Source organism: Wolbachia endosymbiont (group A) of Lasioglossum fulvicorne (assembly GCF_964028605.1).
In the GTDB taxonomy this organism is placed as follows: Bacteria; Pseudomonadota; Alphaproteobacteria; order Rickettsiales; family Anaplasmataceae; genus Wolbachia.
Genome location: NZ_OZ034798.1, coordinates 1,143,572 through 1,157,072 on the forward strand (window position 1 = coordinate 1,143,572; position 13,501 = coordinate 1,157,072).

Annotated in this window: 11 protein-coding genes and 7 pseudogenes; 10 read left to right on the forward strand and 8 right to left on the reverse strand. The window is 37.0% G+C overall.

Annotated features, from left to right (window positions below; translation table 11 throughout):
• Window positions 1-44 precede the first annotated feature (44 nt).
• Entirely contained in the window at window positions 45-437 is a 393-nt protein-coding gene (locus tag ABWU71_RS06320) for a cytochrome d ubiquinol oxidase subunit II (RefSeq protein WP_274979479.1), read from the reverse strand.
• A 121-nt stretch (window positions 438-558) separates the two neighbouring features.
• On the opposite strand from ABWU71_RS06320, the pseudogene ABWU71_RS06325 reads away from it, so the two are divergent.
• The 4 genes and pseudogenes from ABWU71_RS06325 to ABWU71_RS06340 all read left to right on the forward strand — a co-directional run.
• Window positions 559-1,030: pseudogene (locus ABWU71_RS06325) on the forward strand (IS5 family transposase); the annotation flags it as partial.
• Window positions 1,031-1,092: 62 nt separating this feature from the next.
• Window positions 1,093-1,952 (forward strand): IS630 family transposase gene (locus ABWU71_RS06330; RefSeq protein WP_353284076.1). Its coding sequence is split into 2 segments (ribosomal slippage): window positions 1,093-1,417 and window positions 1,417-1,952, totalling 861 coding nucleotides; the frame shifts between segments, so codons are not numbered across the junction.
• A 27-nt stretch (window positions 1,953-1,979) separates the two neighbouring features.
• Window positions 1,980-2,303, forward strand: a pseudogene (locus ABWU71_RS06335) (transposase); the annotation flags it as partial.
• Between the two features lies 1 nt (window position 2,304).
• Window positions 2,305-2,870, forward strand: a pseudogene (locus ABWU71_RS06340) (IS630 family transposase); the annotation flags it as partial.
• Between the two features lie 28 nt (window positions 2,871-2,898).
• On the opposite strand, the pseudogene ABWU71_RS06345 reads toward ABWU71_RS06340, so the two are convergent.
• Both ABWU71_RS06345 and ABWU71_RS06350 read right to left on the reverse strand, forming a co-directional pair.
• Window positions 2,899-2,988 (reverse strand): annotated as a pseudogene (locus tag ABWU71_RS06345) (IS5/IS1182 family transposase); the annotation flags it as partial.
• A gap of 213 nt (window positions 2,989-3,201) precedes the next feature.
• Window positions 3,202-4,383 carry a class I SAM-dependent methyltransferase gene (locus ABWU71_RS06350; protein WP_353284306.1) on the reverse strand — a complete coding sequence of 394 codons (1,182 nt, stop codon included), beginning with the start codon at window positions 4,381-4,383 and terminating at the stop codon, window positions 3,202-3,204.
• A gap of 101 nt (window positions 4,384-4,484) precedes the next feature.
• Between ABWU71_RS06350 and ABWU71_RS06355 the strand changes: the two genes are divergently transcribed.
• From ABWU71_RS06355 to ABWU71_RS06365, 3 genes are all read left to right on the forward strand, one after another.
• The gene (locus ABWU71_RS06355) at window positions 4,485-4,856 is read left to right on the forward strand and encodes a hypothetical protein (protein WP_410530460.1); all 372 of its coding nucleotides are present in this window, start codon (window positions 4,485-4,487) and stop codon (window positions 4,854-4,856) included.
• Complete coding sequence (locus tag ABWU71_RS06360; protein ID WP_064125056.1) at window positions 4,857-5,141, forward strand: DUF2610 domain-containing protein; 285 nt, start codon at window positions 4,857-4,859, stop codon at window positions 5,139-5,141.
• A 354-nt stretch (window positions 5,142-5,495) separates the two neighbouring features.
• A protein-coding gene (locus ABWU71_RS06365; RefSeq protein ID WP_353284288.1) for an IS630 family transposase occupies window positions 5,496-6,355 on the forward strand; the annotation gives its coding sequence in 2 pieces (ribosomal slippage) (window positions 5,496-5,820 and window positions 5,820-6,355; 861 coding nt in all).
• A gap of 36 nt (window positions 6,356-6,391) precedes the next feature.
• On the opposite strand, the gene dapD is transcribed toward ABWU71_RS06365, so the two are convergent.
• Window positions 6,392-7,222, reverse strand: coding sequence for a 2,3,4,5-tetrahydropyridine-2,6-dicarboxylate N-succinyltransferase (gene dapD / locus ABWU71_RS06370; RefSeq protein WP_353284308.1), 831 nt, complete (start codon window positions 7,220-7,222; stop codon window positions 6,392-6,394).
• 75 nt (window positions 7,223-7,297) lie between these two features.
• Between dapD and ABWU71_RS06375 the strand changes: the two genes are divergently transcribed.
• Both ABWU71_RS06375 and rpe read left to right on the forward strand, forming a co-directional pair.
• Window positions 7,298-7,726: a zinc-ribbon domain-containing protein gene (locus ABWU71_RS06375; protein WP_353284309.1), complete on the forward strand. Its 429-nt coding sequence runs from the start codon at window positions 7,298-7,300 to the stop codon at window positions 7,724-7,726.
• A gap of 94 nt (window positions 7,727-7,820) precedes the next feature.
• Entirely contained in the window at window positions 7,821-8,501 is a 681-nt protein-coding gene (gene rpe / locus ABWU71_RS06380; protein ID WP_353284310.1) for a ribulose-phosphate 3-epimerase, read from the forward strand.
• A 152-nt stretch (window positions 8,502-8,653) separates the two neighbouring features.
• Here rpe and ABWU71_RS06385 read toward each other — a convergent pair.
• Window positions 8,654-9,135, reverse strand: a pseudogene (locus ABWU71_RS06385) (IS66 family transposase); the annotation flags it as partial.
• On the opposite strand from ABWU71_RS06385, the pseudogene ABWU71_RS06390 reads away from it, so the two are divergent.
• Window positions 9,127-9,986: pseudogene (locus ABWU71_RS06390) on the forward strand (IS630 family transposase). The pseudogenes ABWU71_RS06385 and ABWU71_RS06390 sit on opposite strands and share 9 nt — an antisense overlap.
• Window positions 9,987-10,014: 28 nt before the next feature.
• Here the strand turns inward: ABWU71_RS06390 and ABWU71_RS06395 are convergent.
• From ABWU71_RS06395 to ABWU71_RS06405, 3 genes and pseudogenes are all read right to left on the reverse strand, one after another.
• Window positions 10,015-10,905: pseudogene (locus ABWU71_RS06395) on the reverse strand (IS66 family transposase); the annotation flags it as partial.
• Window positions 10,906-11,017: 112 nt separating this feature from the next.
• Window positions 11,018-12,277 carry a bifunctional diaminohydroxyphosphoribosylaminopyrimidine deaminase/5-amino-6-(5-phosphoribosylamino)uracil reductase RibD gene (gene ribD / locus ABWU71_RS06400; RefSeq protein WP_353284311.1) on the reverse strand — a complete coding sequence of 420 codons (1,260 nt, stop codon included), beginning with the start codon at window positions 12,275-12,277 and terminating at the stop codon, window positions 11,018-11,020.
• A complete protein-coding gene (locus ABWU71_RS06405; protein WP_353284312.1) occupies window positions 12,277-13,476 on the reverse strand; it encodes a deoxyguanosinetriphosphate triphosphohydrolase in 1,200 nt (399 codons plus the stop codon). Before ABWU71_RS06405 ends, ribD begins: the two co-directional genes overlap by 1 nt.
• Between the last annotated feature and the right edge of the window lie 25 nt (window positions 13,477-13,501).

A 13,501-nucleotide genomic window follows, 5' to 3' on the forward strand; every position in this document is an offset into this window, starting at 1 on the left:
GCTTGATTTAAGGGTAACGTTTTAACCATAAGGTCACTAACTCCTTAATATGTGTGTTCATAATTTGATTTTCCACGAAAGACATAATAGCAATAACCAGTGTAAGTTAAAATGATTGGTAAAAGCGGTATTATAACAATGAGCATTAAAGATAAACTTGGCCCAGAAGCAGCTGCATCCAGAATGGTATATTGAAAAGGTATAATCCATGGGTAGATACTAATTCCTAAACCTAAATATCCCATAAAAAAAATAGCAATACTGAGAAAGAATGGACGGTACTCCCGTTTAGTATTCTGAAGATCAAACCACAGCATGAAAAATAGCCAAGATGTGAGTAATGGAATAGAAAATAAATAATAAAAATTTGGCATACTAAACCAAAAGTTTTTAATACGTTCATTTAAAAATGGTGTCACTACACTCACTAGTCCCATGAAAATACCTACAAAACCAAGCGTATAAGAAGCAACCTTGCGTGCCCATTCTTGTGTTAGAACCTGTACATGATCTCAAGAAAGGAATAAACTAAGAGATAATATATATAAGTTAGGATATATGAGGAGTTTATACCCAAGTGATATAAGTCGGGAAAGATTTGAGATTATGTTACCAGATCTAGAGTCCTGTAGAAAAAAAACAAAACCAAGGAAACTTGATTTGTATGATGTATTTTGTGGAGTGTTATACGTTCTGAAAAGCGGTTGTCAGTGGAGAATGCTACCAAAAGAGTTTCCAAAATGGCGCAATTGTTACGACTATTTTAAGAAGTGGAGTGAAAAACCAGATGCAGATAAAGAAAGTGTTCTGGAGCTGGTGTTAAGAAAAAATAGTTGGCGTGGTCCGACAAAACAATGGTCGGAAAGAAAAAACCAGCTTCTGCATAATTGATGCACAGAGTGTAAAAAATGCAGATACTGCTGAAGAAAAAGGCTATGATGCAGGCAAAAAGATTTCAGGAATAAAACGCCATATTGCAGTAGATACGCAAGGTTTGCCCCATGCAATTTATATAACAACAGCAGAGATATAGCTCTTTTCATAGAAGTCCGGATGTGATAAGATAAGGATAGACGATGATAAGGAGGTTGAGTGCCAGCAGCATATAGTTATGACTTAAGGAAAAAAGCAATGGAAGCGCTAGAGGAGGGAGGAAGCAGAGAAACAGTGGCAGCAAGATTTAAAATTGGACGAACTACTTTATGGGAGTGGCAGCAAAGAAGAAAAGAAACAGGAGACTTTCAATCAAAAAAACTTGGAAATGGAGGTTACAATCACAAAATTACCGACTGGGATGCCTTTGCTAAATTTGCCAGAGAAAATGGAGGAAAGACTCTGTCGGAAATGGCTAAACTTTGGGGCAACGTTAGTATCCAAACGATCCACCGAGCTCTCAGAAAAATTGGATTTACGCGCAAAAAAAGACATATGGATACAAGGAAAGAAACGAAGAAAAACGTGCTGAATTCTTAAAAATTATAGCAACAAAAGAACCAGAAAACTTAGTTTATATAGATGAGTCTGGCATTGATAACACAGAGGACTATCCATATGGGTATTGCCAGAAAGGACAGCGGTTTTATGGCCTAAAATCTGGAAAGAAAACTCAACGAATCAGTATGGTTGCAGCCTTAAGTAGAAGAAAGATAGTTGCTCCATTAACCTTTGAAGGCCACTGTAATATGGATGTTTTTAATGGATGGTTTGAGCAATTTTTGACACCGATCTTGGAACCTGGACAGACTGTCATTCTTGACAATGCTACTTTTCATAAGTCTGGTAAGATTATCGAGCTTGCTAGAGGAGTTGGTGCAGAAATTTTGTATCTGCCGCCGTATTCTCCAGATTTCAACAAAATTGAGCATCATTGGTTTGCTATAAAAAACAGAGCTAGGAAAAACATTCCTCTATTCGAATCCTTTCGTCGTGCTGTTGATTCTGCCTTCCTATGACCTGTTCGGACTATTATAAGAAATGCTATAACTGACCGTAGCAGTGCTGTGAGAATGGTCGAAAATGCAAAAGAAAACCTCTCGGGAGTTAAAAATGTACTGGTTGATGCAGGCTATACTGGAGAGAATTTTGCAACTCAAATAAAAACGATTATTGGTGCAACCGTTGAAGTGATAAAAAGAAATGAATTACATTCCTTTGTTGTATTGCCCAAAAGATGGGTTGTGGAGCGATCTTTTGCTTGGTTAGAAAAATGTAGAAGATTGTGGAAAAATTGTGAGCGAAAACTCAATACTAGCCTACAAATGGTCGTTCTGGCTTTCACTGCCTTACTTCTGAAAAGATTATGAACAGGCTCTCAGAAAAATTGGATTTACGCGCAAAAAAAGACATATGGATACAAGGAAAGAAACGAAGAAAAACGTGCTGAATTCTTAAAAATTATAGCAACAAAAGAACCAGAAAACTTAGTTTATATAGATGAGTCTGGCATTGATAACACAGAGGACTATCCATATGGGTATTGCCAGAAAGGACAGCGGTTTTATGGCCTAAAATCTGGAAAGAAAACTCAACGAATCAGTATGGTTGCAGCCTTAAGTAGAAGAAAGATAGTTGCTCCATTAACCTTTGAAGGCCACTGTAATATGGATGTTTTTAATGGATGGTTTGAGCAATTTTTGACACCGATCTTGGAACCTGGACAGACTGTCATTCTTGACAATGCTACTTTTCATAAGTCTGGTAAGATTATCGAGCTTGCTAGAGGAGTTGGTGCAGAAATTTTGTATCTGCCGCCGTATTCTCCAGATTTCAACAAAATTGAGCATCATTGGTTTGCTATAAAAAACAGAGCTAGGAAAAACATTCCTCTATTCGAATCCTTTCGTCGTGCTGTTGATTCTGCCTTCCTATGACCTGTTCGGACTATTATGAGAAATGCTATACATCATATAAATCAAGTGTTCTTGGTTTTATCTTCTTTCTGCAAGATTCCAGATCTGCTACAATAATCTCAAACTTTTCTCGACTTATGTCACTTGGTTATAAACTTCGCATATCCTACTTTATATACTTTATCCTCTCACTTTATCTCTTTTTTGAGATTACGTACAGGCTCTAAGAGATACCGTGAATAAATCACGGTATGACGGTTCGCGGTGGCATCTCGTCATCCCGCTACTCGTTAGCGGAATCTATGCTGAGATATCGCGGCGGTATGACGTAGGGAAACCTTTCTTGGGTTAGCTATATCAATAGCATTGCTTTAAAAAGAGTGCCCATATTTTCAGTCAACCTTAAGAATTCACTAAAGATCCTATTCTTTTGTTCATCACTCGCGTTTTTCATTAAAGCCTGGGTTCTTTCTTTTATGCCAAAAAGATATAAAAATTCTCTTTGAGTTAAAATCTCGCAATCTACGTGTTTTAATGAATCTTTTAATGCTTGAAAGTTTACAAGTGCGGTAATATCACTATTACCAACATTCTCAAGAAAATTAGCATACTTATGTTGTTTTATCGATTGCAAAGTGCTCTTATATGCGGGGTATACATAACCGTAATCTATAATCAAAGCAGCTCCTTTATTATTATATATCTTCTTCTCAAGTTTTTTTAATATTTCAACCCCAACTGAACATATTTCCATCACTGCACCATTAAAAAGTTTTCCATTTGTCATTCTAGCGCTTGGTATACAACTGCACGACTTGCAGATGGTGTCATGAAAGTAACTGACACTGGAGTCCAGTTTCTTGATCGAAAATGTTGTATAGTGCGCTTGTTTACAATCAATTTTGCTGGATCCCAGTGTCACGCACTGGGATGACAAAGAGGGGGCGCTGGGATGACGAGGAAGGGGCACTACGCACTGGCATGACACCAAGAGACTGCCATCATCTTGTTTTGTCACCCTATTTTCATACCACCCCTCATCATGATATACAAACTGATCTATCGGAAGAGCGTCAAAGAACTCATTTGCTAAAAAAATGGTTGGTTGTTCTGGTAGGTTGTCAATATTTTTGTGCCAATTAACATCTAAGCTTTTTAATTTTTCCTTTTGTATCTTCCGTAAAATAGGGCTTATTTCAACTAAGTGGATCAACATTGAATTAAAAAAGCTGCTGTATTTTTTAGTGACTCTTATTATATCGTGAATGAGTGTTCCTTTGCCTGGCCCAAGTTCAACTAGAGAAAATTTTGATGGCTTTCCTAATTTTTCCCATGTATGCATTATCCAAACTGCAATTACTTCACCAAATAATTGGCTGATCTCAGGTGCGGTAGTAAAATCACCATCCTTACCAAGCGGTAATTTACTTGTATAATAGCCGTATTTTTCATGGTACAAAACGGCATTCATGAAATCACTGATGGATATTGATCCTTGACTTTTGTCAATTAATTCGTGTATATAAGTGAGCATGTTATTAATAAATGTTTAACTATAGCGTGCCATAATATAAAATAGTAGAGTATTTATATATATAGTATAAACTTAAGTTTGTGAGTAATAGCGCTTCAGTTATGGACGACAAAAACACCGATTATGTTGCCCTTATACCTCAAGATGATAGTATTGAATACAAATTTGAAGAAGCTGTCAATTTTATAGAAAACAAGGTTATAAATGCTGATGGACTAACTTTAGCGGAAGTGTTTCAAGTGCTAGTTCAAATGCTAAATGGTGATCTAGAATTGGTAAAAAAAGTACTAGCATATGCTAATATTATGGCAAAGCATGGAATGAAGGTAGCAAAAGAGTCGCAATTAAGCAGAGCTGATGTTCGCCGAGCTTTGGAAGGTAAAGAAAGTGTTGTCAATAGACAAGATTTTATAAAGAAACCACCTCTTCCACCTGCTATAAAATCGACCAAAAAGAAAAGTAGAGGTTTTTAGATGGCTGAATCTATAAAAAAATTTACTGTACAATGTGACTTCAAAGGGCAAAGTTCACCTTTTGCAATATATATAGGAAATCCAAAAAGTGATGCTCATCCAATTCATCATCAAGATTCCTGGCTTGTAAAAGAACGTGGAGGGAATATCCCTAATAAAGTAAAAGAAAGTCTACAAAAATTATATAAATTATCTCAAGAAAATGGAGTCTCTTTCTCAGAGCTATGCGCGTATGCCATTACTGTGGTTAGTAATAATGATAAAAAAAGCGATAGCAAAAAATAGCAAACTGCTCTCTTATCATCCAATATCTTCTTCCTGTCTTTCCTATACCTTCTCTCTTGTCATCCCAGTTCTTGACACTGGGATCCAGCTAGGTTGGTGAATATAAAAGTAGCTAATCTCATTTATATTAAAACACTACGTTTTTGATGGGGTTGCGTGAAAAACTGGATTCCAGTGTCAAGCACTGGAATGACACCACCTGCCACACAAATTGCCTACAAATTACAATGTTCGTACAGTAAGTACTGAAATGACATCATTTACTATGTAATATTGTGTCATATTACAGATATAGCTCTTTTCATAGAAGTCCGGATGTGATAAGATAAGGATAGACGATGATAAGGAGGTTGAGTGCCAGCAGCATATAGTTATGACTTAAGGAAAAAAGCAATGGAAGCGCTAGAGGAGGGAGGAAGCAGAGAAACAGTGGCAGCAAGATTTAAAATTGGACGAACTACTTTATGGGAGTGGCAGCAGAGAAGAAAAGAAACAGGAGACTTTCAATCAAAAAAACTTGGAAATGGAGGTTACAATCACAAAATTACCGACTGGGATGCCTTTGCTAAATTTGCCAGAGAAAACGGAGGAAAGACTCTGTCGGAAATGGCTAAACTTTGGGGCAACGTTAGTATCCAAACGATCCACCGAGCTCTCAGAAAAATTGGATTTACGCGCAAAAAAAGACATATGGATACAAGGAAAGAAACGAAGAAAAACGTGCTGAATTCTTAAAAATTATAGCAACAAAAGAACCAGAAAACTTAGTTTATATAGATGAGTCTGGCATTGATAACACAGAGGACTATCCATATGGGTATTGCCAGAAAGGACAGCGGTTTTATGGCCTAAAATCTGGAAAGAAAACTCAACGAATCAGTATGGTTGCAGCCTTAAGTAGAAGAAAGATAGTTGCTCCATTAACCTTTGAAGGCCACTGTAATATGGATGTTCTTAATGGATGGTTTGAGCAATTTTTGACACCGATCTTGGAACCTGGACAGACTGTCATTCTTGACAATGCTACTTTTCATAAGTCTGGTAAGATTATCGAGCTTGCTAGAGGAGTTGGTGCAGAAATTTTGTATCTGCCGCCGTATTCTCCAGATTTCAACAAAATTGAGCATCATTGGTTTGCTATAAAAAACAGAGCTAGGAAAAACATTCCTCTATTCGAATCCTTTCGTCGTGCTGTTGATTCTGCCTTCCTATGACCTGTTCGGACTATTATGAGAAATGCTATATATAGTTTAATCCCTCAATATTTCATTTATAGAGGTTTTCGATCTCGTCTTTTCATCCACTTTTTTTACTATGACTGCACAATAGGTTGAAATGTTATTTTTAGATGGAATAGACCCTGGTATCACTACAGAATAAGGCGGCACTTCGCCATAAAATACCTTGCTAGTTTCTCTATCAATAATTTTTGTTGACGCCCCAATAAACACACCCATGCCAAGGACTGATCCTTCTCTCACTACCACACCCTCGGCCACCTCGCTACGCGCTCCAATAAAGCAATTATCCTCTATAATGACAGGTGAAGCTTGAATAGGCTCAAGGACTCCACCTATTCCCACTCCACCGGAAATATGGCAATTTTTTCCTATTTGCGCACAGCTACCAATCGTTGACCAGGTATCTATCATTGTTCCTGAATCAACATATGCACCAACGTTGATAAAACTTGGCATTAGAACAACATTTGTACCTATATAAGCAGATCGGCGAACAAAACACCCAGGAACTGCTCTAATTTTTAACCGGTGAAATTTCTCCTCATTCCATTCACTAAACTTGTTACCGATCTTGTCAAACCAGCAATTGGTATTGTCTATTATTTTATTTTCTTCAGTAAGAAAATGTAATAATATTGCCTGCTTTATCCACTTATGTATTACCCATTCTCCACTTGATAGCTTTTCTGCTACTCTAATTTTGCCACTATCAAGAAGCTCAATTACCTCTTTAATTGCTATTCTTGCTGTTTTCTTTAGATTACAGTCATTAAATTTTTCTCTATTTTTCCAAATATCTTCTATCTCACTCTGTGTTTTTTTTAGTTGCAAACCTTCCATTTGTTATATATATATTGATATTAAATTTGTAGCTCTGTATCATTTGAGCTTGTTACTACTTTATATGTAAGTGTTATGAAAATACAATGTAATAGTTGTACTAAAACTTACTTAGTATCCCCCGAGCAAATTGGTGCATCTGGAAGAAAGGTAAAGTGTACGAACTGCAATCACATATGGCATGAATATCTAGAAGAAGTGTCAAACAAATCGCACTCTGCTAATATACAGGAAAAAAAAGTTAGCGGAAGGAATTTTTTACAAAATCTAGCATTTACCACTCTAGCTTTTGCAACAGCTACAGGATTATGCGTCGTAATTGCTAATGGCATCTTTCCTAGAGAGATGAACAAAGCATACAAAACGATCAGTTCATATAAGGATTCAATAAGCTATAAATTAGGGTACAAAAAAGAACAAACAGAAAGTCCAAATGTAAAAGAACTTGCTGTAAATAAGTTTTATCAAGACTACCTTTTTTTATCTAATTTAAGATCTAGTTAAATAGGCATACCGATATCGGTCTCTAGCTACTCAGATGGTGCTTAGGGTGACAGAGCTTTAAAAATAAGTTATTTTTTAGCAAAAAAGGCAGCTCATGAGTATTAAAATTGCACCTTCTATACTTTCAGCAGATTTTGCAAAATTAGGGGAAGAAGTAAGAAAAATTAGCGATTTAGGTGTGGATTACATACACATAGACATTATGGATGGGAATTTCGTTCCAAATATTACAATTGGTCCTAGCGTTGTCTCTGCAATACGTAAATATAGCAATCTTCCTTTTGATGTGCATTTAATGGTCAAATCTCCTGGTAACCACATTGAAAGCTTTATAAATGCTGGTGCTGATATTATCACTGTACATGCAGAAGCAGAGATACACCTTGAGAGGTTAATAAGAAAGATAAAGTCATACAAAAATGTAAACGACGAAAAAAAACCGATTCAAGTTGGAGTTTCAATTGTTCCTTCAACTTCTCCAAGTGTGCTTGAATACATAATACATGAGCTAGATATTGTGCTGATTATGACAGTCAACCCTGGCTTTGGAGGGCAGGAATTCATTCATTCACAGTTGAACAAGATATCTACTATAAAAAAAATGATACAAGAGCGTAACCTTAAAACACAAATTTCAGTAGATGGTGGAATTAACTTTTTTAACGCAGCTGATATAATAAAAGCAGGTGCAGATATTTTAGTTGCGGGATCGGCGATATTCAAGGCTGAAGATATTAAGAAGGCCATAAACGATCTTAAAAATCTATTGTTGTGACCCTATATAGCTAAAGTGGCTTGGGTTTACCGACAATTTGAAAAACAACAAATTCGTCATTCCGCTACTCGTTAGCGGAATCTATGCTGAGATACCGCGGCGGTATGACGTAGGGAAACCTTTCTTGGGTTGTATCCGTTCAGGAGAGTGGTTTAAGAAACAATAGATAGAAGGTTTTGGAAAGCCCATTTGTTTCCATGTTAAGTATAACGAAATTATCCGTTCAAGGAATGCATTTCCCCGCTTCGATTGGGTAAAATATGAATTTTTGCGATAAACGACATAATGCCGTATCTGCTGTTCAGCATGGTTGTTTGTCAGCGGAATGTTTTCTGGGTCATCTAAAAAATTCCACATTATTCTTTCAGATTTCAAAATATTTTTTGCAACTCGAGAAGCTCCAATTGCTTCAGGTAAACGGCTTCAAGTAATACCTTGTACGTTTTCGCAACTTTCTGGCACGTCTGGTAAATCTAAAAACATCTATCTCATTTTTTAGCAAGGCCTTTTTTAGTGCAAATAATTCAGTGGCTACGTTTCTCAAGTAACAACCCAGAACTTTATAGCTCTTTTCATAGAAGTCCGGATGTGATAAGATAAGGATAGACGATGATAAGGAGGTTGAGTGCCAGCAGCATATAGTTATGACTTAAGGAAAAAAGCAATGGAAGCGCTAGAGGAGTGAGGAAGCAGAGAAACAGTGGCAGCAAGATTTAAAATTGGACGAACTACTTTATGGGAGTGGCAGCAAAGAAGAAAAGAAACAGGAGACTTTCAATCAAAAAAACTTGGAAATGGAGGTTACAATCACAAAATTACCGACTGGGATGCCTTTGCTAAATTTGCCAGAGAAAACGGAGGAAAGACTCTGTCGGAAATGGCTAAACTTTGGGGCAACGTTAGTATCCAAACGATCCACCGAGCTCTCAGAAAAATTGGATTTACGCGCAAAAAAAGACATATGGATACAAGGAAAGAAACGAAGAAAAACGTGCTGAATTCTTAAAAATTATAGCAACAAAAGAACCAGAAAACTTAGTTTATATAGATGAGTCTGGCATTGATAACACAGAGGACTATCCATATGGGTATTGCCAGAAAGGACAGCGGTTTTATGGCCTAAAATCTGGAAAGAAAACTCAACGAATCAGTATGGTTGCAGCCTTAAGTAGAAGAAAGATAGTTGCTCCATTAACCTTTGAAGGCCACTGTAATATGGATGTTTTTAATGGATGGTTTGAAAAATTTTTGACACCGATCTTGGAACCTGGACAGACTGTCATTCTTGACAATGCTACTTTTCATAAGTCTGGTAAGATTATCGAGCTTGCTAGAGGAGTTGGTGCAGAAATTTTGTATCTGCCGCCGTATTCTCCAGATTTCAACAAAATTGAGCATCATTGGTTTGCTATAAAAAACAGAGCTAGGAAAAACATTCCTCTATTCGAATCCTTTCGTCGTGCTGTTGATTCTGCCTTCCTATGACCTGTTCGGACTATTATGAGAAATGCTATAAATGTGCCCAACAGATTTGCCTGTTTTTATCGGCAAAGTAGTTGTATGCTGCATACCTGTCGTAAGCTATTGCGATTGCAGAACTTGCTATTTTGTAAAACCTTCATTCCTCTTGATTCTGTCAATTTTACAAAACTTGCCGTATTGCTTGCAAACATCCAACACCAAGCGAGTTTACCTTTGTTATAATGGCTCGTTTCATCAATATGTAAAACTTTACTTTTACTTACTTCTTGCTCGATTTGCTCATATGCTTCTTGGCATTTTTCTGCAACTCTAGCCTCGCTATTTGACACGCTACCAACACTGATGTCCAGGTTGAAAATATTTTTTATAATATTTGCTACTTCTCTTTTCGAGTTCTTGTAAAATCCGCTCAGCCCCGCGATTGTTGACTTACCTTTTGGACCAAATGTATCCGCAGTAACACCTTCTGGTAGCCTGCTACTTTTTCTTTTTCCACACTTGCAACAGCGGCCATTGGTATTCCACAACATAAGCTGGCAAATCAACTTTTTGATGAATGTATGGCTCTTTCGATATCGCAATTTCTCCTCCGCACTCGCAAGAACTCTATTTTCACCACTTCATCTGCTTCCATTTTAGGGCGATACTTTCCTTCATGCCCTATCTGTGCCCCTATTTTCCTGTCACTTTTTTTCTTTTTCTTCTTTAGCTTGTATAACTCTTTTGAGCTCGGTATCGATGAATTTTGTGAATTCAGACCTAGTCTTTCTTTCAATTCAGCATTTTCGATTCTTAGCGCCTTATTCTCAGATCTAAAATTTTCGTTTTCTATCTCTAACCTCTTTATCTCTGCTTTTAGTTGCTCTATCTCTATTTTAAAGCTTTCACAGAGCTTGAGAAGACTAGCTAGTAGATCAGACATATTTACCGCACATACTACTTGTGATATTATGTTTTTAGCACTCCTTGTCTACTTTTTATTTTACCGTTCCGCTGAACGGATACCTTTTTTTTACTGTTTGAGTATGTAAGGATTATGACGACCTATCCCAAACCTCAACTACATCCTCACTAAACTCTATTATCTTTGTTTTTTTAAACTGATAACAGTTGTTAATGAATTGAATCCCTAAATCTCCTACAAAAGGAGTGGCATCATTACCTAAAATCTTACCACTTCGGCATATTATCAACCTATCGATTAAATTACACTTTAATAGTTCTGTAATTAACATTCCCCCACCTTCAACTAATAACCTTGTTATACCAATTTCTGAAACAAGTTTTGATGCCATGTCTTTTAGGCAGACTTTGCTGATAACATCAGGTTCCGATGTCATTCCAGCGCGTGACGCTGGAATCCAGCTTTCATTATGCAATTGCTTGAAGTTTTCTGGATCCCAGTGTCTGGGCACTGGGATGACAGGAGAAGGCATTGGAATGACAGGAGAGTGTGTTGGGGTAACGGAAGAGTGAGCTGGAATGACAGGAGGTTTGTGGTTTGAATTGACTATCAAATAATTAATGTTTTTTATTTTTTTCTCTATTTCTCTGTTTGTAATCACCCAAGTTGTTACTTTATCTGCAGTCTTTACAATATTATGCTCTTCCTTTAATTTCCCTTGGCTATCTATAATTAGCCTTATTGGCGATCTACTTCCAAGTCCTGGTAATCTGCAAGTTAAGAGTGGATCATCATTAATAAGAGTATTGCTGCCAATCATAATTGCATCATATTTTGCTCTAAGCTCATGCACCCAATTTCTCGTATCTTCACTTGTTATCCATTTGCTATCGCCTGTAAATGTTGCGATTTTTCCGTCAAGAGTTGTTGCGACTTTGCAAGCTATAAATGGTCTATGTAATTCTTTAGTGGTGAAAAAACCGACATTCAGTTCTTCTGCCTCTTTTTGCACAATACCTTGCTCAACTTCAATTCCTGCTTCTTTCAGAGCTTTAATGCCTCCACCTGAAACTCTACTATCTGGGTCAATAGTTGCAATTACTACCCTTTTTATTCCAGCTTTTATGATTTTTGCAGTGCAAGGCCCAGTGACTCCATGATGACAACATGGCTCAAGAGTGATATATATAGTTGCACCATGAGTTGAACCTTTAGCGTTTTGCAAAGCGACTACCTCCGCATGCGGACGCCCACCAATTCCTGTATATCCCTCACTAACAATTGTACCATCCTTTACAATAACACACCCGACAGCAGGATTTGGTGCAACATTTCCAAGATTTTTTTCTGCAAGCCTTAATGCAATTGACATGAAATGATCATCAGTCATTAGAAAGAAGTCATTTCGTATGAGGTATCAAAAATTCTTCTGTGCTCGTGTATAGCAAATCTATCTGTCATACCCGAGATATAGTCACATATTATTACTGAACGCTGAGATTCACAAGCGAGTTTACTCCACTCTGTGGGAAGTAATCCTGGGTTTTCATAAAAACATTGAAAGAGTTCCTGTATTATGCGTTTTGCTTTGTTCATCGTTCTACTCAGTTTATAGCTTCTGTATATTTTCTCCATGTTGAATCTTTTCATTTCTTTTGTAGCATTCGCAACTTCTAGTGAAAATGTGACTAGCATTTTATTTAGACTCCTTACTTCTTCTACGCTTTTTATTTTATGATCTTCAATATTTCTTTCAGTCTGAGAAACAACATCACTTATCATAGTTCCTATAGTTCCACTCAGTGATTCATGTATGAGTTTGCTCTGAGGCAATTCTGAATATCTGCTCCTTACGTCTTTAAACATTTTTTCAATTAAAGGAACATTCAGCAAATCTTCGATGGTTACTAAATTCGCCCTGAGTGCATCATCAAGATCGTGAACACTGTAAGCAATATCATCGGCAATTGAAGCAACTTGCGCTTCAATGCTTGAAAATTCTTCAAGTTTTAGATCATATTTTTTGTTGTATTCTAGCAATAGCTGATTATTTGTGTGAGATACTGCATTCTGACCAAGTAAGGGACCGTTATGTTTTGCAACCCCTTCAATCACCTCCCAACTTAGATTCATACCATCAAAGTCAGCGTATTTTTGTTCGAGGTAAGTTAAAATCCTTATAGCTTGAACATTATGATCAAACTCATACTTCTCGTTATCAAGATTCAAATCTTGAATTGATTTCTTTAGAGCATCTTCACCTGCATGACCAAATGGAGGATGACCAAGATCATGTGCGAGCGCTATGCATTCAGTGATATCCTCATTTAAGCCAAGTCTACGCGCAATGGACCTTGCAATTTGTGCAACTTCAAGGCTATGAGTAAGCCGAGTGCGATAGTAGTCGTGCTCATAATTGATAAAAACTTGTGTTTTGTACTCCAATTTTCTAAACGCATTAGAGTGAATGATACGGTCCCTATCACGCTGAAAGCAGCTGCGATTTTCATCTTCTGGCTCTTTGAAGTATCTCCCTTTTGTTTTGCTTGGAAAGCATGCACAATTTAATAGAAAATTATTGTTTGACATGTAAAATTTCTACTATAATAAGTTA